Source organism: Pseudomonas sp. TE3895 (assembly GCF_056278855.1).
Window position 1 is genome coordinate 5,025,021 of sequence record NZ_JBWBQE010000001.1, and the last position, 25,610, is coordinate 5,050,630.

Annotated in this window: 21 protein-coding genes and 1 pseudogene; 8 read left to right on the forward strand and 14 right to left on the reverse strand. The window is 62.3% G+C overall.

Translation table 11 applies throughout. The annotated features are described in order from the left end of the window. The first annotated feature begins 50 nt into the window (after positions 1-50). The 6 genes from ACZ889_RS22790 to ACZ889_RS22815 are packed head-to-tail and all read left to right on the forward strand — an operon-like array spanning position 51 to position 6,108. The gene (locus ACZ889_RS22790) at positions 51-2,966 is read left to right on the forward strand and encodes a monovalent cation/H+ antiporter subunit A (RefSeq protein ID WP_180689553.1); all 2,916 of its coding nucleotides are present in this window, start codon (positions 51-53) and stop codon (positions 2,964-2,966) included. After that, complete coding sequence (locus ACZ889_RS22795; protein ID WP_003250128.1) at positions 2,966-3,310, forward strand: Na+/H+ antiporter subunit C; 345 nt, start codon at positions 2,966-2,968, stop codon at positions 3,308-3,310. The genes ACZ889_RS22790 and ACZ889_RS22795 overlap by 1 nt, the downstream gene beginning before the upstream one ends. Continuing rightward, a complete protein-coding gene (locus ACZ889_RS22800) occupies positions 3,307-4,986 on the forward strand; it encodes a monovalent cation/H+ antiporter subunit D (RefSeq protein WP_476257834.1) in 1,680 nt (559 codons plus the stop codon). Before ACZ889_RS22795 ends, ACZ889_RS22800 begins: the two co-directional genes overlap by 4 nt. After that, positions 4,983-5,471: a Na+/H+ antiporter subunit E gene (locus ACZ889_RS22805; RefSeq protein ID WP_180689551.1), complete on the forward strand. Its 489-nt coding sequence runs from the start codon at positions 4,983-4,985 to the stop codon at positions 5,469-5,471. The genes ACZ889_RS22800 and ACZ889_RS22805 overlap by 4 nt, the downstream gene beginning before the upstream one ends. Continuing rightward, a complete protein-coding gene (locus tag ACZ889_RS22810) occupies positions 5,468-5,746 on the forward strand; it encodes a K+/H+ antiporter subunit F (protein ID WP_003250109.1) in 279 nt (92 codons plus the stop codon). The genes ACZ889_RS22805 and ACZ889_RS22810 overlap by 4 nt, the downstream gene beginning before the upstream one ends. Next, complete coding sequence (locus ACZ889_RS22815; RefSeq protein ID WP_003250107.1) at positions 5,743-6,108, forward strand: Na+/H+ antiporter subunit G; 366 nt, start codon at positions 5,743-5,745, stop codon at positions 6,106-6,108. The genes ACZ889_RS22810 and ACZ889_RS22815 overlap by 4 nt, the downstream gene beginning before the upstream one ends. Positions 6,109-6,120: 12 nt before the next feature. Here the strand turns inward: ACZ889_RS22815 and ACZ889_RS22820 are convergent, their stop codons facing one another. From ACZ889_RS22820 to ACZ889_RS22880, 13 genes and pseudogenes are all read right to left on the reverse strand, one after another. After that, on the reverse strand, positions 6,121-6,333 hold the full coding sequence (locus ACZ889_RS22820) for a hypothetical protein (protein WP_476257835.1): 213 nt from the start codon (positions 6,331-6,333) through the stop codon (positions 6,121-6,123). Beyond that, a complete protein-coding gene (locus ACZ889_RS22825) occupies positions 6,330-6,800 on the reverse strand; it encodes a hypothetical protein (RefSeq protein ID WP_014591718.1) in 471 nt (156 codons plus the stop codon). Before ACZ889_RS22825 ends, ACZ889_RS22820 begins: the two co-directional genes overlap by 4 nt. A gap of 345 nt (positions 6,801-7,145) precedes the next feature. Then, a complete protein-coding gene (locus ACZ889_RS22830; protein ID WP_003250100.1) occupies positions 7,146-7,340 on the reverse strand; it encodes a hypothetical protein in 195 nt (64 codons plus the stop codon). A gap of 176 nt (positions 7,341-7,516) precedes the next feature. After that, positions 7,517-7,921 carry a TraR/DksA family transcriptional regulator gene (locus tag ACZ889_RS22835; protein WP_003250099.1) on the reverse strand — a complete coding sequence of 135 codons (405 nt, stop codon included), beginning with the start codon at positions 7,919-7,921 and terminating at the stop codon, positions 7,517-7,519. 198 nt (positions 7,922-8,119) lie between these two features. After that, a pseudogene (locus ACZ889_RS22840) lies at positions 8,120-8,305 on the reverse strand (hypothetical protein). Positions 8,306-9,003: 698 nt separating this feature from the next. Continuing rightward, entirely contained in the window at positions 9,004-9,777 is a 774-nt protein-coding gene (locus ACZ889_RS22845; protein WP_003250095.1) for an enoyl-CoA hydratase, read from the reverse strand. A gap of 13 nt (positions 9,778-9,790) precedes the next feature. Next, positions 9,791-10,918 (reverse strand): acyl-CoA dehydrogenase, encoded by a 1,128-nt coding sequence (locus tag ACZ889_RS22850; protein WP_180689549.1) that lies wholly within the window; start codon positions 10,916-10,918, stop codon positions 9,791-9,793. Positions 10,919-10,926: 8 nt separating this feature from the next. Next, positions 10,927-12,120, reverse strand: coding sequence for an acetyl-CoA C-acyltransferase (locus tag ACZ889_RS22855; RefSeq protein ID WP_180689548.1), 1,194 nt, complete (start codon positions 12,118-12,120; stop codon positions 10,927-10,929). Positions 12,121-12,131: 11 nt separating this feature from the next. Continuing rightward, positions 12,132-12,899 carry an SDR family NAD(P)-dependent oxidoreductase gene (locus tag ACZ889_RS22860; RefSeq protein WP_003250091.1) on the reverse strand — a complete coding sequence of 256 codons (768 nt, stop codon included), beginning with the start codon at positions 12,897-12,899 and terminating at the stop codon, positions 12,132-12,134. A gap of 13 nt (positions 12,900-12,912) precedes the next feature. Further along, the gene (locus ACZ889_RS22865) at positions 12,913-14,559 is read right to left on the reverse strand and encodes an acyl-CoA synthetase (protein WP_180689546.1); all 1,647 of its coding nucleotides are present in this window, start codon (positions 14,557-14,559) and stop codon (positions 12,913-12,915) included. Between the two features lie 122 nt (positions 14,560-14,681). Further along, positions 14,682-19,127 (reverse strand): NEL-type E3 ubiquitin ligase domain-containing protein, encoded by a 4,446-nt coding sequence (locus ACZ889_RS22870; RefSeq protein ID WP_476257836.1) that lies wholly within the window; start codon positions 19,125-19,127, stop codon positions 14,682-14,684. A 145-nt stretch (positions 19,128-19,272) separates the two neighbouring features. Continuing rightward, on the reverse strand, positions 19,273-20,295 hold the full coding sequence (locus ACZ889_RS22875) for an AraC family transcriptional regulator (protein ID WP_108190958.1): 1,023 nt from the start codon (positions 20,293-20,295) through the stop codon (positions 19,273-19,275). A gap of 200 nt (positions 20,296-20,495) precedes the next feature. Continuing rightward, a complete protein-coding gene (locus ACZ889_RS22880; protein WP_180689544.1) occupies positions 20,496-21,359 on the reverse strand; it encodes a LysR substrate-binding domain-containing protein in 864 nt (287 codons plus the stop codon). Between the two features lie 112 nt (positions 21,360-21,471). Between ACZ889_RS22880 and ACZ889_RS22885 the strand changes: the two genes are divergently transcribed. Further along, positions 21,472-22,578, forward strand: coding sequence for a 2-aminoethylphosphonate--pyruvate transaminase (locus ACZ889_RS22885; RefSeq protein ID WP_014753879.1), 1,107 nt, complete (start codon positions 21,472-21,474; stop codon positions 22,576-22,578). A 34-nt stretch (positions 22,579-22,612) separates the two neighbouring features. Further along, entirely contained in the window at positions 22,613-23,440 is an 828-nt protein-coding gene (phnX, locus tag ACZ889_RS22890) for a phosphonoacetaldehyde hydrolase (RefSeq protein WP_003250077.1), read from the forward strand. 983 nt (positions 23,441-24,423) lie between these two features. On the opposite strand, the gene ACZ889_RS22895 is transcribed toward phnX, so the two are convergent. Continuing rightward, positions 24,424-25,488 carry an AI-2E family transporter gene (locus ACZ889_RS22895; RefSeq protein WP_004576775.1) on the reverse strand — a complete coding sequence of 355 codons (1,065 nt, stop codon included), beginning with the start codon at positions 25,486-25,488 and terminating at the stop codon, positions 24,424-24,426. Between the last annotated feature and the right edge of the window lie 122 nt (positions 25,489-25,610).

The following is a 25,610-nucleotide window of genomic DNA, read 5'->3' on the forward strand; positions in this document are numbered from 1 at the left end:
AACACCTCGGCACGTATGATTCTTTGCAAACTTCTCCAGAATAGGCCGCTATGTCCTTGATAGTGCTATTGCTTCTGCCGTTCGTGGGCAGTTGCCTGGCAGCTGTGCTGCCGCACAACGCACGTAACGCCGAGTCCATTCTTGCCGGGCTCGTAGCCCTGGTCGGCACCGTCCAGGTAGCACTTCTGTACCCTCAGATTGCCCATGGTGGCGTCATTCGCGAAGAGTTCCTGTGGCTACCCAGCCTGGGGCTGAACCTGGTGTTGCGCATGGACGGCTTTGCCTGGCTGTTCTCGTTGCTGGTACTGGGCATTGGCACGCTGGTATCGCTGTATGCGCGCTACTACATGTCACCGCAAGACCCGGTCCCACGCTTCTTCGCGTTCTTCCTGGCCTTCATGGGCGCCATGCTCGGCCTGGTCATCTCCGGCAACCTGATCCAACTGGTGTTCTTCTGGGAACTGACCAGCCTGTTCTCCTTCCTGCTGATCGGCTACTGGCACCACCGCGCCGACGCCCGTCGCGGCGCCTATATGGCGCTGATGGTAACCGGTGCAGGCGGCTTGTGCCTGTTGGTAGGGGCCCTGCTGCTCGGCCATGTGGTCGGCAGCTATGACCTGGACAAGGTTCTGGCTGCCGGGCATACCATCCGCCAGCATGCGCTTTACCCGGTGCTGCTGCCCCTGATACTCATCGGCGCCCTGACCAAGAGCGCACAGTTTCCCTTCCAGTTCTGGCTGCCCCACGCCATGGCAGCGCCCACACCGGTGTCGGCCTATTTGCACTCTGCAACCATGGTCAAGGCCGGGGTGTTCCTGCTGGCACGCCTGTGGCCGGTACTTTCCGGTAGCGAGGAGTGGTTCTGGATCGTCGGCGGTGCCGGCGCCCTCACCCTGCTGCTCGGCGCTTTCGCCGCCATGTTCCAAAATGACCTCAAGGGCCTGCTGGCCTATTCGACCATCAGCCACCTGGGCCTGATTACCCTGCTGCTGGGCCTTAACAGCCCGCTGGCTGCCGTCGCCGCGGTATTCCACATTCTCAACCATGCCACCTTCAAGGCCTCGCTGTTCATGGCCGCCGGCATCATCGACCACGAGAGCGGCACCCGTGACATTCGCCGCCTCAGCGGCCTGATCCGCCTGGTGCCCTACACCGCGACCCTGGCCATGGTCGCCAGCGCTTCGATGGCCGGCGTGCCGCTGATGAACGGCTTCCTGTCGAAGGAAATGTTCTTCGCCGAAACGGTATTCATCAGTTCCACCGCCTGGGTCGAGGCCACACTGCCGGTAATCGCCACCCTGGCCGGCACCTTCAGCGTGGCGTATGCCCTGCGTTTTACCGTCGATGTGTTCTTCGGGCCAACGGCCCAGGACCTGCCCCATACCCCGCACGAGCCGCCACGCTGGATGCGTGCTCCGGTGGAGCTGCTGGTGCTCACGTGCCTGGTAGTGGGCATCTTCCCCACCCAGTCGGTCGGCCCCCTGTTGGCCGCTGCGGCCCTGCCGGTGGTTGGCGGTACCCTGCCGGAATACAGCCTGGCCATCTGGCATGGCTGGAACGCGCCGATGATCATGAGCCTGGTCGCCATGAGCGGCGGCATCGTCCTGTACCTGTTGCTGAGCAAGCAACTGCGCCTGGGCCGCTTCCCCTACCCGCCCGTGATCGAGCGCTTCAATGGCAAGCGACTGTTCGAGCACGGCCAGGTTCACCTGATGCTGCTGGCGCGTCGCATCGAGCGCGTGCTCACCACCCGCCGACTGCAGTCGCAGCTGTTCATGCTGGTATTCGCCGCGTTCCTCGCGGGCCTCACGCCTATGCTGTATAGCGGCCTGAGCTGGGGTGATCGCCCGAAGATTCCCGGTTCGGGCGTGTTCGTCGCCCTGTGGCTGATCGCCATTGCCTGCGCCATCGGCGCCGCCTATCAGGCCAAGTACCACCGCCTGGCGGCACTGATCATGGTCAGCGTCTGCGGCCTGATGACCTGCATCACTTTCGTCTGGTTCTCTGCGCCCGACCTGGCACTGACCCAGTTGGTGGTAGAAGTGGTCACCACCGTACTGATCCTCCTCGGCCTGCGCTGGCTGCCACGGCGTATCGAAGGCGTGTCGCCGCTGCCTGGTAGCCTGGAGCGCGCGCGCATGCGCCGCCTGCGCGACTTGCTGCTGGCCGTGCTGGTGGGTGGCGGCATGGCCGTGCTGTCGTACGCCATGCTGACCCGACCGACGCCCAACGACATTTCCTCGTTCTATTTGAGCCGTGCATTGCCTCAGGGCGGCGGCACCAATGTGGTCAATGTCATGCTGGTCGACTTCCGCGGCTTCGATACCCTCGGTGAAATCACCGTATTGGTGGCTGTGGCATTGACCGTGTTCGCCCTGCTACGGCGCTTCCGTCCTCCGAAAGAGAGCATGCAGCTGCCGGCGCAACAACGCCAGTTGGCGCCGGACGTGGTCACCGACCTGATCAACCCGCGGCATGCCACCGATACCGCGCTGGGCTTCATGATGGTGCCTGCAGCGCTGGTGCGCCTGCTGCTGCCGATCGCCTTGCTGGTGTCGATGTACCTGTTCATGCGCGGGCACAACCAGCCCGGTGGCGGGTTTGTCGCTGGCTTGGTCATGTCGGTGGCGTTCATCCTCCAGTACATGGTGGCCGGCACACAGTGGGTCGAGGCGCAGATGAGCCTGCGGCCGCTGCGCTGGATGGGTACCGGGCTGCTGTGCGCGACCCTGACCGGGGTCGGCGCCATGCTGCTGGGTTACCCGTTCCTCACCACCCATACCGCCCACTTGCACCTGCCGTTGCTGGGTGATGTGCACGTGGCCAGCGCGCTGTTCTTCGATATTGGCGTATACACCGTCGTGGTCGGCTCGACCCTGCTGATCCTCACGGCCCTGGCGCACCAGTCGGTGCGCGCCTACCGCCCGGGCAACCCGGCAAAAACCAGCCAAGCAGGAGCCGCCTGATGGAAGAAGTGATTGCAGTCGCCATCGGCGTGCTGGCTGCCTCCGGGGTGTGGCTGATCCTGCGCCCGCGTACCTACCAGGTGATCATGGGCCTGTGCCTGCTTTCTTACGGGGTCAACCTGTTCATCTTCAGCATGGGCAGCCTGTTCATCGGCAAGGAGCCAATCATCAAGGATGGCGTTACCCAGGACCTGTTGCATTACACCGACCCGCTGCCACAGGCACTGGTGCTCACCGCCATCGTCATCAGTTTCGCCATGACCGCGCTGTTCCTGGTGGTGCTGCTGGCCTCGCGCGGCCTGACCGGTACCGACCACGTGGATGGCCGGGAGCGTGACGAATGAGTGATCTGAGTCAACTGATTGTCGCCCCCATCCTGCTGCCGTTGATTACGGCCGCGATAATGTTGCTGCTGGGTGAAAAGCACAGGCATATCAAGGCCAGGCTGAACCTGCTGTCTACCTTCTCCGGCCTGGCAATCGCGGTCTGTCTGCTGCTGTGGATGCGCACCCAGGGCCAGGCAGCGTCGATCGGCGTGTACCTGCCGGGCAACTGGCCGGCGCCATTCGGTATCGTGCTGGTGGTGGACCACCTGTCCGCGCTCTTGCTGACCCTGACCGGGGTCATCGGTTTCAGCGCGCTGCTATTTGCCCGTGCCCGCTGGGACGGTGCAGGGGCCAGCTTCCATGCGCTGTTCCAGATCCAGCTGATGGGGCTGTACGGCGCCTTCCTCACCGCCGACCTGTTCAACCTGTTCGTCTTCTTCGAAGTGCTGCTGGCCGCCTCCTATGGCTTGCTGCTGCATGGTTCGGGGCGGGCGCGGGTGCGTGCCGGCCTGCACTACATCGCTATCAACCTGTTTGCCTCGTCGCTGTTCCTGATCGGCGCAGCGATGCTGTATGGCGTGACCGGCACCCTGAACATGGCGGACCTGGCGCTGAAGATTCCACTGGTACCGGAGGCCGACCGTGGCCTGCTGCATGCCGGCGCGGCAATCCTGGCCATGGCCTTCCTGGTCAAGGCCGGTATCTGGCCGCTGAACTTCTGGCTGGTGCCAGCTTACGCGTCTGCCAGCGCGCCGGTGGCTGCACTGTTCGCCATCATGACCAAAGTCGGCCTGTACGCCGTGCTGCGCCTTTGGACATTACTGTTCTCCGGGCAGGCCGGGGCCTCGGCGCATTTCGGCGGCGAATGGCTGGTTTACGGCGGCCTGGTTACCCTGGCGGTGGCAGCGGTATCAATCCTGGCGGCACAGCGCCTGGAGCGTATGGCGGCACTCAGTATCCTGGTCTCGGCCGGCACGCTGCTGGGTGCGGTGGGTTTTGCCCAGGCGGCTCTGACCGGCGCGGCGCTGTTCTATCTGGTCAACTCGACCCTTGCGCTGTGCGCACTGTTCCTGCTCGCCGAACTGGTCGAACGCTCGCGCTCGGCCAATGAAGCGCCGCTGGACGACGAAGAAGACGCCATGCCGCCGCCACTGGAATCGCTGCACCCGCCCAAGGGCATCAACCTCGACGATGAACAGCAGGTGGTAATCGGCCAGATCATCCCGTGGACCATGGCCTTCCTCGGCCTCAGCTTCATCGCCTGTGCACTACTGATCATCGGCATGCCGCCGCTGTCGGGCTTTGTCGGCAAGCTCAACCTGATCAGTGCGCTGTTCAATCCACTGGGCCTCGGCGTACCGGCCGAGCAGCCCCTGAGTGCCGCCGGCTGGGGCCTGGTGGCGTTACTGATCCTGTCCGGCATGGCCTCGCTGATCGCCTTCGGCCGCGTCGGCATCCAGCGTTTCTGGAAGCCCGAAGAGCGCCCGTCACCGGTGCTGCGGCGCTATGAATGCCTGCCCATCGTCATCCTGCTCGGCCTGTGCCTTATCCTCAGCCTCAAGGCCGAGCCGTTGCTGCGCTACACCCAGGACACTGCCGCCAGCCTGCAGGCCCCCGATGCCTATATCGAAGCCGTGATGGCCGCCCGGCCGATTCCTGGCCCCACCTCGCGCGACGTACAGGTGCAGCCATGAACCGACTGCTCCCCGCTCCGCTGCTATCGGTCTCGCTGTTCGGCCTGTGGCTGCTGCTGAACCTCTCGGTCAGCCCCGGCAACCTGTTGCTGGGCGCCGCACTTGGCATACTGGCGCCACTGTTGATGGCGCCCCTGCGCCCGCAGCATGCACACGTACGGCGCCCCCTGGCCATCGCCCGCCTGATTGGCCGGGTCGGCATCGATGTGATCACCTCCAACCTGCTGGTGGCCCGTGGTGTGCTGCGGGCCGGCAAGCAGCCGCCACGTTCTGCGTTCGTTCACATACCACTGGCATTGCGTGACCCCCACGGCCTGGCAGCGCTGTCGATGATCACCACGGTGGTGCCTGGCACAGTCTGGTCCGAACTGGCACTGGACCGCAGTGTGCTGTTGCTGCATGTGTTTGAGCTGGACGATGAAGCGGCCTTCATACAGCACTTCAAGGACACTTACGAACGCCCGCTTATGGAGATTTTCCAATGACAGGCCTGCTCGCCAATGCCGTCCTCGCCAGCCTGTTCATCTTCGCCCTGGCCATGGGCCTGGCGTTGATTCGGCTGTTTCGTGGCCCGTCCGCCCAAGACCGCGTGCTGGCCCTGGACTACCTGTACATCCTGGCCATGCTCACCATGTTGGTGCTGGGTATACGTTATGCCAGTGACACCTACTTCGAAGGTGCCTTGCTGATTGCACTGTTTGGTTTCGTCGGCTCGTTTGCCTTGGCCAAGTTTCTGCTGCGCGGTGAGGTGATCGAATGACTGAAGCCCTGGTACTGCCGTTCTGGCTGGAGCTGGTCACCGCCGCGCTATTGCTCACCGGCAGCCTGTTCGCCCTGGTCGGTGCTATAGGCCTGGTACGCCTGAAAGACTACTTCCAGCGCATGCACCCGCCAGCGCTGGCCTCGACCCTTGGTGCCTGGTGCGTTGCACTGGCCTCGATCATCTACTTTTCGTGGCTCAAGGGCACCCCTGTGCTGCACGCTTGGCTGATTCCGATCCTGCTGTCGATTACCGTGCCGATAACCACGCTGTTGCTGGCGCGGGCGGCGCTATTCCGCAAGCGCATGTCGAAAGAGCCGGTGCCTGAAGAGGTCAGCAGCGGCCGCGACCGTGGCAATTGAAGGTTTGCCGTCTCAACCTTGGCTGAGGCGCTGCAACTCGCGCCGGACCATGGCGGCATACGGTGGCGGGCTGAGGCGATAGAGCTCAGCCGCCACCCAAGTCAACCAGGCGCCTTGCAACTTCTCACGCCCGGCCAGCAAACGTTCTGCCTCAGCCACGGCATCTGCCTGGTGCTGCCGATGAAACTCGGCCCGCGAGGCTGGTGCGACGTGACTGTCGGTCATTCACTGGCCTTGAAGGTGGTCAGTTCACCCTTGCGCCATTTGGCGACCTTGCCAGTCACTGCTTTAAGCAACTTGCCCAGGCCTTCCTGCACTTGCTGCTGCGCGGCGAATACCAGCATCACGCCATGGCCTTCACGAAATACGATGCCCTCGCCTTCCGGCACAGAAACGAAGGCGTAATCACCCACGCCATACACATTCAACTTGATGTCGCGAAAGCGCATTTCCAGCTTGCCACCTTCGCGGCTGGGCAATACGGCAGCACGAAAGTGGTCGCCGACTTTCAGTTCAAGGCGCTGCTTGTCATCGACCACCAGTGCACTCTCGGTGTCGATTTCGGCCATGTACAGGCCTTCGGGACTCTGTTCGGTGACATAGATGAAGCGGCCCTGAAACAGTTGGGCCAATTTACCGCGCAAGTCGCCCAGAGCGAACAACGCATGTGTATCAAGTGTGCTGACTGCCAATGAAGTAATCCTCAACCGGTTACAACCCGCCCTCACCCAAGCTCGGGGAGGCACGGCCATTTCTTATCGATAGGCAAAAAGAGTAATAAAGCGATATGCGAAATGTCTGTGCTCGCTGACGATGCAGCGCGCAGGAATCTTTACTCTGGTTTGCCAGAATCGCCCTCAACCGAAGGCGTTTGGCTCATTCCCGGCTTGGGAAGCGTGATGCCTGAAATCACTCGCCAGAAAACGCAACCAATGGCGTGAGCCTGCAAGAAGACAAGCCCTGGCATCCATGTGCGCATTACTGTAGGACAAATATGCCCGAAAACACCGAAACCCGTCGAGAGGCAATAAACATTTTCAGGCAGCCAGCCCTTTCTTCAGTTGCAGCTGCCAGGCAGCCTGACACTCAAGCGCTTCTTCGCGCGTGGCGAAGGCGGTGCCGCGGCGCTCGCCATTGACCAGCACTACCCAGCAAATGCGCTTGCCCAGCGCCTGCAAGGTGGCCGGCACACCCGATCCTATCATCACAGCCACATCGACTCGGCTATTCATCATTCCCTCCGGAATTTAATTAGCACCCTAACGATAAAGCCATGATACGCCTGACAGTGACGCGGAAACAGCGCATCCCGGTACATCAGTGTTTCGTAAGGCGTAACAAAAACGGATCGACGAGAAACGCAAAAAGCCCCAGGAATTGCTTCGAGGGGCTTGCACCACGCGCGGGTTTATACCTGACGCTGGTGGCGGTCGAGCTGCTCGTGGCGCTCCTGGGCTTCGATGCAGTACTTGGTGGTCGGGCTGATCAGCAAGCGCTTCAGGCCGATAGGCTCACCACTGTCATCGCACCAGCCGAAGCTTTCGTCGGCAATACGGTCCAGGGCCATTTCCAGCTGTGGCAGCAGGCGCTGGTCGCGGTCGATGGCATTTACCAGCCAGCTACGTTCTTCTTCGACCGAAGCCACGTCGGCGGGGTCTGACGGGGTGTCCAGGCCTTCGATGGTGGTGCGGCTGAGTTCGATGCGTTCATGGGTTTCGACTTTCATCGCCTGCAGCAGCTCAGTAAAGAAGGCAAGCTGGTCGGCGTTCATGTAGTCATCGGCCGACATGGCCAGCAACTGTTCCTTGGTCATCGATTTCTCTATGAAAAAATGTGCATTTGGGCGATTCATGTGCCGTCGATGCCTATGCATCGCCAGCGGAATTCTTCAAGCGCCAACCGGCACTCTTTTACAGGGGGCGGCAGTCTAAGGCGCCACGCCGCGTGGAGCAACTGCAAATGGGTGCGAATTTGCTTCCACTGCTCACAATCCGCCGGTCGGCACCCCAGCTCAGCTGCAGGGCCAGTAGTAAACTGAGATTCTGGCAGTGCCCATCCACCTGCTGTTGCTGTTGCTGTTGCTGTTGCTGTTGCTGTTGCTGTTGATCTTGATCTTGATCTAGATCTTGATCTTGATCTTGATCTTCGCGACTTCAGGAGGCCGAACGCAGGCCTTGCGGAGGCAGGTGACGGGCATGGATGCCCGTCAAGCGCTGAGGCCCCAGGATGGGGCCTTCGGCGCGGTCCTGCCGGGAGCAAGGCCGGAGTGAGGGGACCCCGGAGCGCAGCGCAGGGGCCGGATGATGGGAGCACAGCGTTTTTTGGTTACTTTTTGTCGCGTTTGACAAAAAGTGACTCGCCGTAAGGGCGAAAAGGTGAGTCAACGTCGCCATCGCAAATGGACTTGTTCGCTGAGTCAAAACAGACGAGTTCGCTTCTTGCTTCTTGCTTCTTGCTTCTTGCTTCTTGCTTCTTGCTTCTTGCTTCTTGCTTCTTGCTTCTTGCTTCTTGCTTCTTGGATGTGGGCATTCACATCAAGTAGGTATTCATTCGCGCAGGTGGCACATAGTCACCTTTCCGCCCTTACGGCGGGTCACTTTTTGTCAAACGCGACAAAAAGTAACCAAAAAACGCTGCGCTCCCATCATCCGGCCCCTACGCTACGCTCCGGGGTTCCCTCGCTACGGGCTTGCTCCCGGGAGTACGCGCTGCAGGCCCCATCCATGGGGCCTCAGCGCTTGACGGGCATCCATGCCCGTCACCTCCCTTCGCAAGCCCTACGCTCGGCCTCCTGAAGTCGCAATCTGCGTCGCCTGAACTATCGCGCACTTAGAAGCAAAAGCCACGGCAACGGCAACGGCAACGGCAACGGCAACGGCAACGAACCGAGTCTGATCAACGGTCCTTGAACTGTGCCTCGCGCTTGGCGATGAATGCGGCCATGCCTTCTTTCTGGTCTTCGGTGGAGAACGCCGCATGGAAGACCCGACGCTCAAAGCGAACCCCCTCGCTGAGGGTGACTTCAAATGCTCGGTTGACGCTCTCCTTGACCATCATGCTCACCGGAATCGACTTGCTGGCAATGGTCGCCGCCACCTTCAGCGCCTCTTCCACCAGCTCTGCCTGCGGCACGATCCGCGCCACCAAACCTGCACGCTCGGCTTCTTCCGCGCCCATCAGGCGGCCGGTCAGGCAAAGCTCCATGGCCTTGGCCTTGCCCACCGCACGCGTCAGGCGCTGGGTGCCGCCCATGCCCGGCAGCACGCCCAAGTTGATTTCCGGTTGACCAAATTTGGCATTGTCCGCAGCGAGGATAAAGTCGCACATCATTGCCAACTCACAGCCGCCGCCCAGGGCAAATCCAGACACTGCAGCAATGATCGGCTTACGGCGATTGGCAATACGGTCGGCGTCGCTGAACAGGTCGTCGACGTAAATCTGCGGGTATTGCAGCTCGGCCATTTCCTTGATGTCGGCGCCAGCGGCAAAGGCTTTGGCCGAGCCTGTCAGCACCACGCAGCCGATGTTCGGGTCGCGCTCAAGCTGGTCCAAGGCCTGGTTGATCTCGCCGACAATCTGCGCGTTCAGCGCATTGAGCGCCTGCGGGCGGTTGAGGGTGATCAGGCCGACCTTGCCGTGGATGTCCAACAGGATGGTTTCGAATGCCATGCAGTCTGCTCCTTCAAAGATTGCGCGCAATGACCATGCGCTGAATGTCGCTGGTGCCTTCGTAGATCTGGCAAACCCGAACGTCGCGGTAGATCCGCTCCAGCGGGAAGTCACTCAGATAGCCATAACCACCCAGGGTCTGCAAGGCATCCGAACAGACCTTTTCGGCCATTTCCGAGGCAAACAGCTTGGCCATCGACGCTTCAACCAGCGCCGGGCGCCCCGCATCACGAAGGGCAGCAGCGTGCAATACCATCTGCCGAGCAACGGAAATTTTCGTTGCCATGTCAGCCAGGCGAAACGCCACGGCCTGGTGCTCGATCAGCGGTTTGCCAAAGCTCTGGCGCTCGTTCGCGTAGTCGCGCGCCACTTCGAACGCCGCGCGGGCCATACCCACCGCTTGCGAGGCGATGCCGATACGGCCGCCTTCAAGGTTGGCCAGGGCGATCTTGTAGCCTTCACCCTCCGCGCCCAGCCGGTTGGCCACTGGCACGTGCACATTGTCGAAAACGATCTGGCAGGTGTCGGAGGCGTGCTGGCCGAGTTTGTCCTCGACCCGCGCAACCTGATAGCCCGGCGAATCGGTCGGCACGATGAAGGCGCTGATGCCACGCTTGCCGGCCTCCGGGTCGGTGACTGCAAACACGATCACGACGCCGGCGTTCTGCCCCGAGGTAATGAACTGCTTGCTGCCATTGAGCACGTAGTGGTCGCCTTCCAGGCGGGCGCGGGTCTTCAGGCTGCTGGCATCGGAGCCAGCCTGCGGCTCGGTCAGGGCGAAAGCACCGAGCATCGCACCTGTCGCCAGCGGGGTGAGGAACTGCTCTTTCTGCTGCTCGTTGCCGAAGCGCAGGATCGGCACGCAACCCACCGAGTTGTGCACGCTCATGATGGTCGAGCAGGCGCCATCGCCCGCGGCGATTTCCTCCAAGGCCATGGCATAGGCCACATAACCGGTGTCGCTACCGCCCCACTGCTCCGGCACCAGCATGCCGAACAGGCCCAGTTCGGCCATTTCGTCGATGGCCTCTTTCGGGAAGCGATGTTCCTTGTCCCATTGCTCGGCAAACGGTCTCAGGCGCTCCTGGGCGAAGGCGCGTACCGCGTCGGCGATCTGTTGTTGCTCGTCATTTACCAGCATGGTTCACCTCAGTACAGGCATTCAACAGCCATGGCCGTGGCCTCGCCACCGCCGATGCAGATGGCCGCCACACCCCGGTGCAGATTGTTCTGGCGCAAGGCCGACAACAGGGTGACCAGAATACGTGCGCCAGAAGCGCCGATCGGGTGGCCGAGGGCGCAAGCGCCGCCGTGGATATTGACCTTGTCGTGTGGCAGATCGAGGTGTTTCATGGCCGCCAGGGTGACCACGGCGAAGGCCTCGTTGATCTCGAACAGGTCGACTTCGGCCAGGTTCCAGCCGGTGCGTTTCATCAGTTTGTCGATAGCGCCGATCGGGGCAGTCGGGAACAGCGCCGGGGTGTCGGCAAAGGCGGCGTGGCCGTGGATGACGGCCAATGGCTTGAGGCCACGTTTGTCGGCCTCGGAGCGGCGCATCAGTACCAGCGCCGCAGCGCCGTCGGAAATCGAACTGGCGTTGGCCGCCGTCACGGTGCCGCCTTCACGAAACGCCGGTTTGAGCTGCGCAATCTTGTCCAGACGCGCCTTGGGCGGCTGCTCGTCATCCTTGATGACGCGCTTTTCCTTGCCCTCGGTGACTTCCACCGGCACGATCTCGGCGGCAAAACGGCCGCTGCTGATGGCTTCCTGCGCTCGGGTCAGCGAGGCGATGGCGAACTGGTCCTGGGCCTCGCGGCTGAAGGCATTGGCCTGGGCACAGTCCTCGGCAAAGGTACCCATCAGGCGGCCTTTGTCGTAGGCGTCTTCGAGGCCGTCCATGAACATGTGGTCGATGATCTTGCCGTGGCCCATGCGGTAGCCGCCACGGGCTTTGTCCAGCAGGTACGGCGCGTTGGTCATGCTTTCCATGCCACCCGCCACTACCACGTCTGCGGTGCCGGCCAGCAGCAGGTCATGGGCCATGATCGCGGCTTGCATACCCGAGCCGCACATCTTGTTCAGGGTGGTGCAGGTGGTGTGCTTGTCCAGCCCGGCGCCCAGCGCGGCCTGGCGTGCCGGTGCCTGGCCCTGGCCGGCCGGCAGCACGCAGCCGAACAGTACCTGCTCGACACCGGCGGCATCGATGCCGGCCCGTTCCACGGCAGCACGAATGGCGGCGCTGCCCAGTTGCGGCGCAGTCAGGCTCTTGAGGTCGCCCTGCAACCCGCCCATGGGCGTGCGCACGGCGCTGACGATAACGATGGGGTCATTGGCGAGGGTCATGTTCGCTCTCCTTACTTGGCAGCCATGCGCAGCGCACCGTCGAGGCGGATGACCTCACCGTTGAGCATGCTGTTCTCGATGATGTGGCGGGCCAGCGCGGCGTATTCCTGCGGGCGGCCCAAGCGGGGCGGGAACGGTACGCCGGCAGCCAGTGAAGCACGTACCTCATCGCTCATGCCGGCCATCATAGGGGTTTCAAAGATGCCCGGAGCGATGGTCATCACGCGGATGCCGAAGCGTGCCAGTTCGCGCGCGGCCGGCAAGGTCAGGCTGGCAATGGCCCCCTTGGAGGCAGCGTAGGCGGCCTGGCCAATCTGGCCGTCATAGGCGGCAATGGAGGCCGTGTTGATGATGACCCCACGCTCGCCGCTCTCATCGGCAGCCCCTTCGGCCATGGCCGCCGCAGCCAGACGCAACAGGTTGAAGCTGCCGATCAGGTTGACGTTGATGACCTTGGCGAAGCTGGCCAGGCCATGCGGGCCCTGCTTGCCCAGCACCTTCTCGGCACCGACGATGCCGGCACAATTGACCAACCCATGCAAGCTGCCAAAGGCGCTGACAGCTGCATCGACAGCCGACTGGGCCGCCTGCTCGTCACTGATATCAGCCACGGCGAAACGGGCGTTGTCGCCCAGCTCGCGGGCCTTGGCTTCGACAGCCTGGGCATTGAGGTCGACAAGCATGACCTTGGCGCCAGCCTCGACCAGCATCTGTGCAGTCGCGGCACCCAGCCCGGAAGCGGCGCCGCTGACGATGAAATGTTTATTGGCTATGTGCATGAGTACTTTCCTTTCAGACGCTGGCAGGGGTGGCCTGTTGCGCTTGTTGTTTGGCGACTTCCTGGTTGCGCAGGATGAAGCGTTGCAGCTTGCCGCTCGGGGTCTTGGGCAGCTCGCTGACGAATTCGATTTCCCTGGGGTAGGCATGCGCGTAGAGGCGCTGGCGCACGTGCTGGCGCAAGGTTTCTTCCAGCTCGACGCTGCCGGCGTAGCCGCTGGCCAATACCACGAACGCCTTGATCAGCTCGGTGCGCTCCGGGTCGGGCTTGCCGATCACCGCTGCCTCGATCACCGCCGGGTGCTCGATCAACGCGCTTTCCACATCGAATGGCCCCACCCGGTAACCGGAGGTGGTGATCACGTCGTCGCTACGGCCAACGAAGCTGATGCTGCCATCCGGGTTCAGCTCGACAGTGTCGCCGCTGAGGTAGTACTTGCCGACGAAGGCTTTGGTCGGCAGGCCGTGGTAACCGCCGAACCAGCACAGCGGCGACTGCTCACGGTCAACGGCGAGGATGCCTGGCTGGCCGGCTGGCAGTTCGTTGCCTTGCTCGTCCAGCACCACGATGCGGTGGCCGGGGATGGCATAGCCGGCTGAGCCCAGGTGCACCGGGTGCTGCAGGCCATGGTGGTTGCACAGCACCATGCCCAGTTCGGTCTGGCCGTAGTGATCGTGAATGGTCACACCCAGCTCGTCGGCGAACCAGCGGATCACCTCGGGGTTCAGCGGTTCGCCGGCACTGCTGACCACCCGCAGGCGGCCCTTGATCGGTGCCGAGAAATCTTTGCCCGCCGCAATCAGCAAGCGATACGCGGTGGGCGAGCCGGCCAGGTTGGTGATACCCAGCTTGTCGATCACCCGGGCGCAGCTCTCGACACTGAACGGGCCATCGTAGAACGTGGTGGCATGCCCCAGCGACAACGGACCGGTAACGGCGTAATACAAGCCGTAAGCCCAACCCGGGTCGGCCAGGTTCCAGAAGTTGTCCTCGGGCAGCAGCTCGATGGCATCACGCATGTAGCCCTGAAACGCGACGATCGCACGCAGTGGCACTTCCAGGGGTTTTGCCGGGCCAGTGGTTCCAGAAGTGAACATCAGCAGGAATGGATCGTTGCCTGAGCGCATCACCGGCTCACATACGTCCGCTGCGCGCTCCAGGCATTGCTGGAAGTCCAGCTCACCACTGCGGGCCTTGACAGTGATGATGGTCGGGCAGACGTGCACATCGTCCAGCTTGGCGCGGTTGTGGCTATCGGTGACTATCACTCGGGCATGGGATTGCTCAAGCCGGTGCTCGATGGCCTTGGGGCCGAACGCGGTGAACAAGGGCTGGTAAACCGCCCCGAGGCGCCAGGTAGCGAGGATGGTCACCAACAGTTCGGGGGTGCGCGGCATCAAGCCGGCAACCCGGTCGCCTGCGCCTACCCCCTGCGCCTTTAGCACATTGGCGAACCGGGCAGCCTGCACCTGAAGCTGATCGAAGCTATAGCGCGCGCTGTTACCATCGCGGTCTTCATGAATCAGTGCCAGCTTGCCGTCACCGGCATGGCGGTCACAGCATTCGACACAGGCATTAAGGGCTTCAAGGTTGCCGTGCAATGCCGCCACAACGGCCTGGTCATGGTCAAACGTGCGAGCGGCCTCGGCGTAATCGCGCATCATCGGACTCCTGGTTTCTTGTTTTTGGAGTTGAAGCATCGGTCCGACGATGTTCGCGCCGCTCATGCGCGGCGGCAATGGCCAAAGCTGTCAATCTGGATGACTGGTTTGGCCGCCGCCAGTCACCCCTCTGCGCGCTCGGCTGCACGCAGGTAGGACTGGGTGAGCCCTGCGACCAGGCGCTCGATGTCGAGATCCTGCTGTGCCTGCAGCCGGTGTAGTTGCTGCTCGAAGGCCGCCGGCGCCAAGACAGGACGTTGAGCCTGCAGCTCAAGCGTGCGTCGCGTGTAGTCCGCACTGAGGGCATCGAACATTTGGTCATGTTGCTGGCGCAGGTAACGTCGCCAGAACGCGCGCTGGCTCAGGCTATCGGTCAGGCCCTCGATGGTCTGCGCGCGCGTAACCCGCAGGAACGCATCCTCTATCTGGGCCTGTGTCAGCGCGACAGCTTCGGGATAGCGCATGGCATATGGCTGGTTGGGCAGCTGCAACCGGCTACGAAGTTGCACCCTGTAAGCCAGCCCCAATGCCAACTGGTCAATATGTTCACTGGCAGCCAGACGCTGCCGGCCATCCTGGTAGGCAATCCCTTCCAGTTGATCCAGCCGGAACAGTTGCCTACCCAGTTCGAGCAGCTCTCCCCTGCTTTCAGGGTTGGCTGCGGCGGCTTCTGCCTGCGCCTGCCTCACCGATACTTGCAGTGCACTGAAGTGACTGGCAACGGCGTCCGAACATGACAGCGGCCGGCCGGCCTGCTCAAAGATCCGCCGGCACAGCACCGGGTCGCCGTCCAGCGTAGCCAGCAGTGTCCATACGCCCTCAACCAGCGCATCCCGCCCTTCACCCGCTTCGCTGTAGTCCGCTGTCATATCCAGGCGAGCCAACAACCTGAACAACCCGCTGCTACCCGCTTGCTCCAGCAACCGCAGCCACACGCCCTCCCGCTCGGCCTGAACCGTCGCATCCGTATGGCCTACCCAACGCGTACGGGCCCTGACCAGGTCAACTGAACCCAACTGCTCAGGGGAGTGCCGGTGCTCTTCGATCACATCGAGTGCATACAACCCTCTTTGCTGCATGACCGACAAGGGGTTGTTTTCTATCAGAATGGCGCGTCGAAATGCATAAGGCATCAGCTGGATCTCGGTGGGCACTTCGCGGAGTTGATTGTTGCGCAGGTCAGCACACTCGAGTAGACCACAGAGCTCCAGGCGACGCGGCCAACTGCCCAGGCGACAATGACGCAGGTTCAGGCTAGTCAGCCGAGAAAGTTGATGAAAGCTCATGTCCAGCGCTTCCAGCCGGTTATGGCTGAGATCAAGATGCGCAAGGTTGGACAAACCATGCAAAACGCCGATCGCCTGGGCATCGAGGCGTATCTCGTTATGCGCCAACCGAAGCGATTGAAGATTCGGTAAATGGGCAATGCCTGTTGGTAGACGCATCAACGCGTTGTTGTTGAGGTTCAGGTGCGTCAGGGCAGTGAAGGGGCGAAGGAACTCGACCGGTATGTCAGTAATCCGGGTGTCGTTCACGCTCAGCAGGGTAATGCGATGGAAATCGATGTTCGGCGGCAGTGCCGGCAGTGTGCGCAAACTCAAACCGCTCATCGACAAGCGCTGCCCTTGTGTTTGCCCCTCGCCGGCCGAAACAGGCTCGCCCTGCAGTCGCCAGGCTCGCAGGATGCTATCGGCCGTCAACCTGCGGGCGGCGCGTCGACCCTCCTGCAACTCGGCACCGACCCAGCGATTCAGGTACAGCACCAGTTGGTCATGGGCTTCCTGCAGTTCTACCAGGCGCTCGAAGACTGGCTGCGGGCCTTGTTGCACACGCGCCAGCTCCACATCGAGCGCGGCCTCGTCCAGGCCAGGATAAAGCGACCGTAGCTGGTCACGAATGATCGCCCGCTCATCCCTGGGTGCAGCGCCAGGGCGGCCACTGAGCGGGTATCCCACGCGCCCATCGTCCATGCGACGCCCTGGATTGAGCCAGGCCTGCTCCTCTGGCCAGCCGAGCATGCGCGCGATATCCCAATGGGAAGCGGGTAACCGCGCCAGAAGCTTCTCACGCAGTTGGCTCGCCGCCGCACTGCCCACCAGTTGCATCGCTGCCCGCTGCTCTGATGTCAGTGCGGCAAAAAGCGCCTCGAAGATACATCCCGGCTCGTCAGCAATAAGCACATGTGGCACACCTGACCCGTTGTAGATCAGAAACCTGCCTTCATGCCGGACCACTATTCTTCTTGCCTCGGTTCGCCCGCCGCTACCGAGGCGCCTGATAGACCGCCCATCCAGCCCGCTGTCACGCAAGTCGAGGTCAAGTTGCTCGAGTTCGAAGCTATCCAGCAACGCAAGGGCCAACTCGCCGGTGACGTCACTGTAAGCTGAGCTCAGATACAATCCAGCCAGCCCCCGGCTCAGCCGAGCCAGACGCAAGAGCGAACGGGCGTTATTCGCGCACGGCAATGGCAGCCGCCGCTCGACCCGCGCCATTTGGTGCTCAAGCTCGTGCGCTTGCCCGGTTACTTCATTTATGTAGGCCGAAGGCAAACCCGGGAAGTCCCGTTTTACCAACATGCTCAGCGGGTCTGCTGCCAGTGACTGTTCTGTCAGGTGAGCAAACAATTGCGGCCGCAACCCGGCCTCATGCACCCGCATCTGCTCCAGTCCGGCGCCCACGCCTGGCCTTGCTTCACACCAGGCCAGCAGCTCACTGTCCGATGGCATCAACGCCTTCAGCCGAACACGCTCGAAAAACCTTTGAATGCGTGCATGCGCCTGGAAGGCGCGCAAGGTTTGGCCAAGGCTCACCGGCGCCGGGCGATTCTCCACGAGAACGCCGCGCAACAAGTCTGCATCGATACCTGCCACCCGCATTATCTGCTCGGCCTGATGCGCGTCGACAGGGGAAAGCTGTGGCCATAATGCATCCAGCATGCGAGCAGGCGCCTGCCAGCTGAGTGGTTGCTCACGCATCAGCTGCCAGCCACGCTCACCATTGTGCAACACGACCGGCCCGTAGCCGCCCTCACTCGCTACATGGCGCAGGCGATAGGGGCCATCGGCGATAGGCTGATGCACTTCGAAGTTGCGCCCATCGATACGGACCCAGCGGCGGCCCACCTCGCCATAGCGTCCCTCGTCAACCAGGTCGATAGCGCCCGGCAGTGATCGATAATTCCTGGCGTTGAACTGCCACAGGCGACCGCGCCCATTCCCAAGGCTTACCGGCTCCAGGCCCGCGACAAACGCACTGCGCACAAAACTGACACCCGCCACCGTCGCAGCGGTAGCCGCCAAGGTTTCGGCAACCCCCAGCAGATGCTGCAGCGCTTCGTGTTGGTGCCCTCTCGACCAATCCCGTGTCCCTTCGAACACTTCAGCGCACGTCTGGGCAACCACCTGACCCAGCAGCACGCCGCCCACAGCCGGGATGAACAAGCCGGCGAGGTTTACCAGGTCCAGACCTGCCGCTTTCCACTCAGCGTGTCTGGCGCTTACCGCCAGGCTATCAGCGTCGGCAGTCGGTACCAGCAGCAACCGGGCATCTTCCTTGGCCCGTTGCACTTGCCGAGTCGCCAGTTGCGTGAAGATCCCTCCTCCAGGTGTTTCACCCTCAAGCTCCAGGTCCGGCAGCTTGTCTTTCAGGCGCTTGCCAAGGGTACTGACAAAACCTGCACGGTGCTCAAGGCTGATGAGCTGTGTGAAGAACTGCCAGTAACCCGGATCTTGCAACAACATTGCCACGGTACTGTTCATGGCGGCGGCATTGTCGAAAAACCGCAATGCCTGCCGGGGATCACCAGGCAGGTAAAGCACGATGCCCCGTTCATTTCCCGCCTTGTCTTGCAGGTGAATCAGCAAGCCATCGACCACAGGTCTCCCTATTGCCCTCAACAGCATGGGTTTGCCTTCGAGGCCTTGTTGTCGCCGTTCCTGAGCGGGGTCCACCACCTCACGCAAGGCAAGCTGCACATCGACGCTTATGTTTCCCTGCAAAGCCGCAAGCTCGGTCGCCAGCTTCAACCCCGAACGTTTGTCTTCAGCCAGCACCGCCTGGGTAGCTGGCGGAAAGATCCTTTGCAACGCGTCCTGATAACGCTGACCAACGTCCAGATTGCGACAGGCCGTAATCAATCCTTCCAGCGATGCATTCAATGGTTTATCGCTGCCTGGCAAAACCAGCCCAGTGCCCTCGTAGTAGCGGGTATTCGCAGCAAAGTTGCGCATCAGCCGCAGTAACCCGTTTTCACGCGCCTGGCTGTACCCGTATGTCTGTTGCAAGGTACCTGGCAGTGTGCCGAAGCGTGGCGCCACCCGCAGCCACTCGAGCTGGGCTAATACCTGCCCGTCCGGCAACGGTGCATCCAGCAACGCCGCCAGGTGCTTCTCGGCAAACTGCTGGAGCGGCAGTAACTCAAGTGTCAGGCCACTCAAGCGTGCCTGGCTGGCGTGGTGCGCGTTCAGGCTGGTGCGCAGGGTGTTGATCTGGCCCCTGGACGCGCGTTTGAGCCACTCAGGTAATCGGGCACCGATGAATGGGTCATGGTCAGTCGCATTGATAATCATGGTGGGTTCCACAGCTATTTGACGAAGCCAACCATGTTGTTCAAATGCCGGACCAGGATGCAGAGGGAACGGGTTCGATCGGCGCCTGCTCGGTAAGCCTTCTGGGCCCGCGCGGTAATGCACTACGGCAGGAAGCGTTCGCCCTTCAGTGCCCTGCCCCTCGCGCCTGGATCAATGCCCGATAATGCCCTGGGTTGCATCCGAACCACTTGCGAAATGCCTTATAGAACGAGCTGCTGTCGGCGAACCCCAAACGCTCGGCAAGCTCGCCCATGGCCACGTCTTCCTGGCTGAGCCAGGCGATCGCCAGCTCCCGTCGTACGCTGTCCTTCAAGCCCTGGTAGTTCTGCCCCTCTTCTGCCAGGCGCCGCCGCAGGGTCGATGGCGACAGGCACAGCTGCCGGGCCAGGCGGTCAGCATCGGGCCATTGCTCAGGGGCCAGGCGCAACAGGTCGGTGCGGATACGCCGCCCGAGGCTGGCCGGGTCACGGTACTTGACCAGGATATTGCCCGGCGCTTCGGCCAGAAAACGCTGCAGCTCCTCCTCGCTGCGCCGCAGGGGCAAGTCGAGGCATTGCGAAGCAATGATCATGCGTGTGCGTGGACGCTCAAAATGCAGGTTCTCCGAAAACATGACCCGGTAGTCGTCGCAAAAGGGTGGTTCGGCACAACGCAGATCAATGCTCAAAATCGGGATGCGCCGCCCGGCCAGCCAGCAGGCCACCCCATGCACGATCATCCAGAACGTGAAATAGGTGAACGCGCGGCGCGGTTCGTCACGCGGCTCATTGATGACAATTTCGGCCAGGCCTTGCTGGCGCACCAGGCTGGGCTGCATGTCTTGAAGCATCAGCGACAGAAATGCCAGCGAGGTGTCCAGGCCTGCACCCAGGGTTGGTTGGCCCATGCTGGCACGGCACATGAATGCCAGGCTGCCACTGCGCAGACCGCGCGGGTCCATCGCGAAAAACTCGTCGTTGCAGCGCCGGGCCAGCAAGCGCCACAGGCGGGCATAGGACTCGGCACTGACCCTTGCCTCTGGCAGGTGCAATTGTTCAACGGCGATACCCGCCCTGGCCAGCAACCCGCTGTCAGGCTCACCGGCAGGGCAGGTCTGCAACAGCGCCTCGCGCACCAGCTGCATGGAAATGGTGTCTTTGTCGCTCATCGACGGTCCTGTCGGCTGATTGCCGGCCATATTAGGGTCTGTATGAAAAGCCTTGAGACGAAGGTCAGGCAAGGCGAAAACAGCCGAGGAAGCGGAGTTTACGGGTTGTAAATGAGCATTCCGAGGCTGTTTTCAACGCAGCATCACCGAGTATCAAGGCTTTTCATACAGAGCCTAGGGTGCCCCGCAGCAAACAGCCATCATAGCCCCGCTGCCAGGCTCAGGAATGCCTGAATCAGGCGCAGTTCGCGACGACGCTCCAGGCAGCCGATTACGTGTTGGTTGACAAGGCCCTCGCCGGCCAATGGTCGTGCCACCACACGGGGATCATTGGCCACTTCAGTGGAAGAAACAACGCCAATCCCCAGCTGCGAGGCCACTGCCTCGGTTACCGCCTCCCGGCTGTCCAGCTCCAGCAATACACGCGGATGCACGCCCGCCTTGATGCAGGCCTTGTCGAAGGTGCGCCGGGTGGTGGAGCTGGGTTCGCGCAGCACCATGATCTGCTGGTGCAGCTCGGCCAACGGCAAGTCCTCCCGCGCGCTGGCCCAGGCGTGCCCCACCGGTAACAACGCACACAGGCGCGACTCACAGAGATTTTGCAGATGCAGCCCCTTGCGCGGCTCTATTTCGGTCAGCACCGCCACGTCGGCATGCTCGCCGAGCAGCGCAGCCAAGGTCTCCTGAGCATTGCCCAGGCGCAAGTTGACGGTGACACCAGGGTACCGCTCACGCAGCAGCGCCAGCATCGGCATGACCCGATGCGGGCCGTCGGCGGCTACCTCCAGGCGCCCGGTCAGCAACTGGCGGTTGGCCTCGAGCATAGCCTGCGCTTCTTCGGCCAGGCCGAACATGGCGCGCGTGATGGCCGCCAGGCGCGTGCCCTCCTCGGTCAGCTCCACGCGCCGTGCAGTACGCCGCAACAAGGTGATCTGGTAGTGCTCCTCCAGGGCCTTGACGTGCCCGGTCACCGCCGGCTGGCTGATGAACAGGCGCTCGGCAGCACGGGTAAAGCTGCCCTCACGGGCCACGGCGTCGAAGGCGCGTAGCTGAAACAGGTTCATATTTATCGGCCTGACTTATAGCTGGGATAACAACAAACAATTTGATTGATGACAGTGCGAATTGCAACCTAGGCCCCGTAGTTTCAGCCCACCGCTTGTGAGGAATAACGGAATGAGCAACGCCCCTATTCTGCTGACCCCAGGTCCCCTGACCACATCAATCCGCACCCGCCAAGCCATGCTGGTGGACTGGGGCTCCTGGGACCGTGACTTCAACCAATTGACTGCCAGCGTCTGCGAACAACTGCTGGCCATCATCGACGGCGCCAGCAGCCACCACTGCGTGCCCCTGCAAGGCAGCGGCACCTTCGCCGTGGAAGCGGCCATCGGCACCTTGGTGCCACGCGATGGCAAGGTTCTGGTACTGATCAACGGCGCGTACGGCCAGCGCCTGGCGAAGATCTGCAAAGTGCTGGGTCGCACCTACAGCACCTTCGAAACGGCCGAAGACCAGCCGACCACCGCCGCCGACGTCGACCGGCTGCTGGCCGAAGACTCGGCCATCACCCATGTGGCGCTGATCCACTGTGAAACCAGCACCGGCATCCTGAACCCGCTGCCCGAAATCGCCCAGGTGATCAAACACCATGGCAAGCGCCTGATCATCGATGCCATGAGCTCGTTCGGTGCGCTGCCGATCGATGCCCGCGAAATCCCCTTCGAAGCGCTGATCGCAGCCTCCGGCAAGTGCCTGGAAGGCGTACCCGGCATGGGCTTCGTCTTCGCCGAAAAAAACGCCCTGGCGTCCGCCGAAGGCAATGCCCACTCGCTGGCCATGGACCTGCACGACCAGCACGCCTACATGGCCAAGACCGGGCAATGGCGCTTCACCCCGCCTACCCACGTGGTCGCGGCCCTGCACGAAGCACTGCAGCAATACAACGAGGAAGGTGGCCTTCCGGCCCGCCACCAGCGCTACGCAGACAACTGCAAGACGCTGCTCGACGGCATGGCAGCCATCGGCCTGCGCAGTTTCCTGCCTGCTGAGATCCAGGCGCCAATCATCGTCACCTTCCACGCCCCCACCGATGCCCGCTACCAGTTCAAGGACTTCTACGAGCGGGTCAAGGCCAAGGGTTTCATTCTCTACCCGGGCAAGTTGACCCAGGTCGAAACCTTCCGCGTCGGCTGCATCGGCGTGGTCGGGGCGGACGGCATGCAGGCCGCCGTGAATGCCGTGGCCGAGGTGCTGCGGGAAATGGAAGTGCTGGACATCTGACGCTTTGCCCACCCGAATTCAGGAGTTAGCGCACATGAACTACAACAACCCCACCCAACTGCAAGCCGCCATCCTCGACTGGGCTGGCACCGTGGTCGATTTCGGCTCATTCGCCCCCACCCAGATCTTTGTCGAGGCCTTTGCCGAGTTCGACGTGCAGGTGTCCATCGAAGAAGCCCGAGGCCCGATGGGCATGGGCAAATGGGACCATATCCGCACCCTGTGCGACGTACCGGAAATTGCCGAGCGCTACCGCAAGGTGTTCGGCCGTACCCCGACCGATGATGACGTCACCGCCATCTACAACCGCTTCATGCCGCTGCAGATCGAGAAGATCGCCGTGCACTCGGCACTGATCCCCGGTGCGCTGGACACCCTCACCGGTCTACGCCAGGACGGCCTGAAGATCGGCTCGTGCTCGGGTTACCCGAAAGTGGTGATGGACAAGGTGGTGGAACTGGCGGCGCAGAACGGCTACGTAGCCGACCATGTCGTGGCCACCGACGAAACCCCGAACGGCCGACCATGGCCGGCCCAGGCCTTGGCCAACGTGATTGCGCTGGGGATTGACGATGTAGCGGCCTGCGTGAAGGTGGACGACACCGTGCCAGGCATTCTTGAAGGCCGCCGTGCCGGCATGTGGACCGTGGCGCTGGTCTGTTCGGGCAATGCCCTGGGCCTGACCTGGGAAGGCTTCCGGGCGTTGAGTGCCGAGAAACTGGAAAGCGAGCGCCAGCGCATCCATGCACTGTTTGCCGGCTCCCGCCCGCACTACCTGATCGACACCATCAACGACCTGCCCGAAGTGATTGCCGACATCAACCGGCGCCTGGCCAAGGGCGAGATGCCGCAAGCCTTCTGACCCTCGCGTTTTCGCAGTGGTAGCGGCCCTTGTGCGACACAAGGCCGTTGCTACAGCGGCCTGCGCCCAATCACCGACCTGTGTCCACCCTCGATCAGGTGTAGGAGCGGGTTTACCCGCGAATACGGTGGCGGCAACAACGGTGAACGCCTGGTGGAAATTGGCCAGCAGGCCCGGCCCTTTCGCGGGTGAACCCGCTCCTACACGCGGCCTGTGCCCAACCACCGACCTGTGTCCACCCCCAATCCGGCGTAGGAGCGGGTTTACCCGCGAATACGGTAGCAGCGGCAACGGTGAACGGCGGGTGGAAATTGGCCAGCAGGCCCGGCCTCTTCGCGGGTGAACCCGCTCCTACACGCGGCCTGTGCCCAACCACCGACCTGTGTCCACCCCCAATCCGGCGTAGGAGCGGGTTTACCCGCGAATACGGTAGCAGCGGCAACGGTGAACGGCGGGTGGAAATTGGCCAGCAGGCCCGGCCTCTTCGCGGGTGAACCCGCTCCTACACGCGGCCTGCGCCCAACCACCGACCTGTGTCCACCCCCGATCCGGCGTAGGAGCGGGTTTACCCGCGAATACGGTAGCGGCGGCAACGGTGAACGGCGGGTGGAAATTGGCCAGCAGGCCCGGCCCTTTCGCGGGTGAACCCGCTCCTACACGCGGCCTGTGCCCAACCACCGACCTGTGTCCACCCCCGATCCGGCGTAGGAGCGGGTTTACCCGCGAATACGCTAGCGGCGGCAACGGTGAACGGCGGGTGGAGATTGGCCAGCAGGCCCGGCCCTTTCGCGGGTAAACCCGCTCCTACACGCGGCCTGTGCCCAACCACCGACCTGTGTCCACCCCCGATCCGTCGTAGGAGCGGGTTTACCCGCGAATACGCTAGCGGCGGCAACGGTGAACGGCGGGTGGAGATTGGCCAGCAGGCCCGGCCCTTTCGCGGGTAAACCCGCTCCTACGGCCGACAAACCTGAGCTAGAACGTTATTGTGGCAATTGCACCCGCGGTTTGGTCGCGGCAAAGATCGCCCAGCTGGAGACGAACAGCGCCGCGATCAACGGACCGATCACGAAGCCGTTTAGGCCGAACACCGCCAGCCCGCCAAGGGTCGACACCAGGATCAGGTAGTCCGGCATGCGCGTATCCTTGCCCACCAGGATTGGCCGCAACACATTATCCACCAGGCCGATCACCAGCACCCCGAACGCGGTAAGCACCACCCCTGGCAGTATCGCCCCGGTCAGCAGGAAATACGCCGCTACCGGCGCCCAGATAATGCCCGCGCCCACCGCCGGCAGCAGCGACAGAAACGCCATCAGCACCGCCCACACCAACGCACTCGGGATATCCAGCACCCAGAAAATAAAGCCTCCCAACGCACCTTGGGTAATGGCCACCAGCACGTTGCCCTTCACCGTCGCCCTCACCACACGATTGAACTTCAACTGCAAACGACGCTTCTGGTGCTCGGGCAGCGGGACGGCCATCCGCACCCGGCGCGCGACTTCCGGACCATCACGCAGGAAAAAGAACAGCAAGTACATCATGATGCCAAAACTGATCAGGAACTCGAATGTGCCCTGCCCAAAGCTGAACGCCTGGCTGGCCAATACCTGGCTACCCTGGGTTGCCCACTTGGCGATCTTGTCACGCAGCCCGTCGAGGTTACCCATGCCCATATTGTCCAGGCCACGCTGGGCGAATGCCGGGAGCATGTCCTTGCCGCGCTCGACGTAACCGGCGATGTCCAGTTGCCCGCTTTCGATGCGCTGGTACAGCGTGGCGCCCTCTTGAACCAGCAGGGCGCTGGTGATGATCACCGGCAGGATCGCCACAAGCAGGCACACCAGCGTGGACGTGGCCGCGGCAAGGTTACGCCGCCGACCGCAGCGGATCAGCAAGTGACGCTGCAGCGGGGCGAACAAAATGCCGAGAATCACCGCCCAGAAGATTGCGCCGTAATACGGCAGAAGAATCCAGAAGAAGGCAATGGTCACCAACGCCAAGAGTACTGCCAGGGCTTTGTTCTGTAGCGCGGTTTCGTTCATCGCAGTTCCTCAAATGGCTTATGAGTGATTAGTGCACCGCACCTGGACAAAAGTGCCGTGCTCACTTGACGCAAATCAATACGCGCCTTGTCCATCGCCCCTAGCATCCCGGCCTTTTTGCC

What these genes read in the sequence shown, in the direction of transcription:
- ACZ889_RS22875 (WP_108190958.1), bottom strand. Translation starts at nt 20,295, where the DNA reads ATGAGCGACAAAGACACCATTTCCATGCAGCTGGTGCGCGAGGCGCTG.
- ACZ889_RS22800 (WP_476257834.1), top strand. Translation starts at nt 3,307, where the DNA reads ATGAGTGATCTGAGTCAACTGATTGTCGCCCCCATCCTGCTGCCGTTG.
- ACZ889_RS22805 (WP_180689551.1), top strand. Translation starts at nt 4,983, where the DNA reads ATGAACCGACTGCTCCCCGCTCCGCTGCTATCGGTCTCGCTGTTCGGC.
- ACZ889_RS22850 (WP_180689549.1), bottom strand. Translation starts at nt 10,918, where the DNA reads ATGCTGGTAAATGACGAGCAACAACAGATCGCCGACGCGGTACGCGCC.
- ACZ889_RS22880 (WP_180689544.1), bottom strand. Translation starts at nt 21,359, where the DNA reads ATGAACCTGTTTCAGCTACGCGCCTTCGACGCCGTGGCCCGTGAGGGC.
- ACZ889_RS22830 (WP_003250100.1), bottom strand. Translation starts at nt 7,340, where the DNA reads ATGAATAGCCGAGTCGATGTGGCTGTGATGATAGGATCGGGTGTGCCG.
- ACZ889_RS22855 (WP_180689548.1), bottom strand. Translation starts at nt 12,120, where the DNA reads ATGACCCTCGCCAATGACCCCATCGTTATCGTCAGCGCCGTGCGCACG.
- ACZ889_RS22865 (WP_180689546.1), bottom strand. Translation starts at nt 14,559, where the DNA reads ATGCGCGATTACGCCGAGGCCGCTCGCACGTTTGACCATGACCAGGCC.
- ACZ889_RS22835 (WP_003250099.1), bottom strand. Translation starts at nt 7,921, where the DNA reads ATGACCAAGGAACAGTTGCTGGCCATGTCGGCCGATGACTACATGAAC.
- ACZ889_RS22790 (WP_180689553.1), top strand. Translation starts at nt 51, where the DNA reads ATGTCCTTGATAGTGCTATTGCTTCTGCCGTTCGTGGGCAGTTGCCTG.
- ACZ889_RS22815 (WP_003250107.1), top strand. Translation starts at nt 5,743, where the DNA reads ATGACTGAAGCCCTGGTACTGCCGTTCTGGCTGGAGCTGGTCACCGCC.
- ACZ889_RS22870 (WP_476257836.1), bottom strand. Translation starts at nt 19,127, where the DNA reads ATGATTATCAATGCGACTGACCATGACCCATTCATCGGTGCCCGATTA.
- ACZ889_RS22820 (WP_476257835.1), bottom strand. Translation starts at nt 6,333, where the DNA reads ATGACCGACAGTCACGTCGCACCAGCCTCGCGGGCCGAGTTTCATCGG.
- phnX (WP_003250077.1), top strand. Translation starts at nt 22,613, where the DNA reads ATGAACTACAACAACCCCACCCAACTGCAAGCCGCCATCCTCGACTGG.
- ACZ889_RS22860 (WP_003250091.1), bottom strand. Translation starts at nt 12,899, where the DNA reads ATGCACATAGCCAATAAACATTTCATCGTCAGCGGCGCCGCTTCCGGG.
- ACZ889_RS22795 (WP_003250128.1), top strand. Translation starts at nt 2,966, where the DNA reads ATGGAAGAAGTGATTGCAGTCGCCATCGGCGTGCTGGCTGCCTCCGGG.
- ACZ889_RS22895 (WP_004576775.1), bottom strand. Translation starts at nt 25,488, where the DNA reads ATGAACGAAACCGCGCTACAGAACAAAGCCCTGGCAGTACTCTTGGCG.
- ACZ889_RS22810 (WP_003250109.1), top strand. Translation starts at nt 5,468, where the DNA reads ATGACAGGCCTGCTCGCCAATGCCGTCCTCGCCAGCCTGTTCATCTTC.
- ACZ889_RS22885 (WP_014753879.1), top strand. Translation starts at nt 21,472, where the DNA reads ATGAGCAACGCCCCTATTCTGCTGACCCCAGGTCCCCTGACCACATCA.
- ACZ889_RS22845 (WP_003250095.1), bottom strand. Translation starts at nt 9,777, where the DNA reads ATGGCATTCGAAACCATCCTGTTGGACATCCACGGCAAGGTCGGCCTG.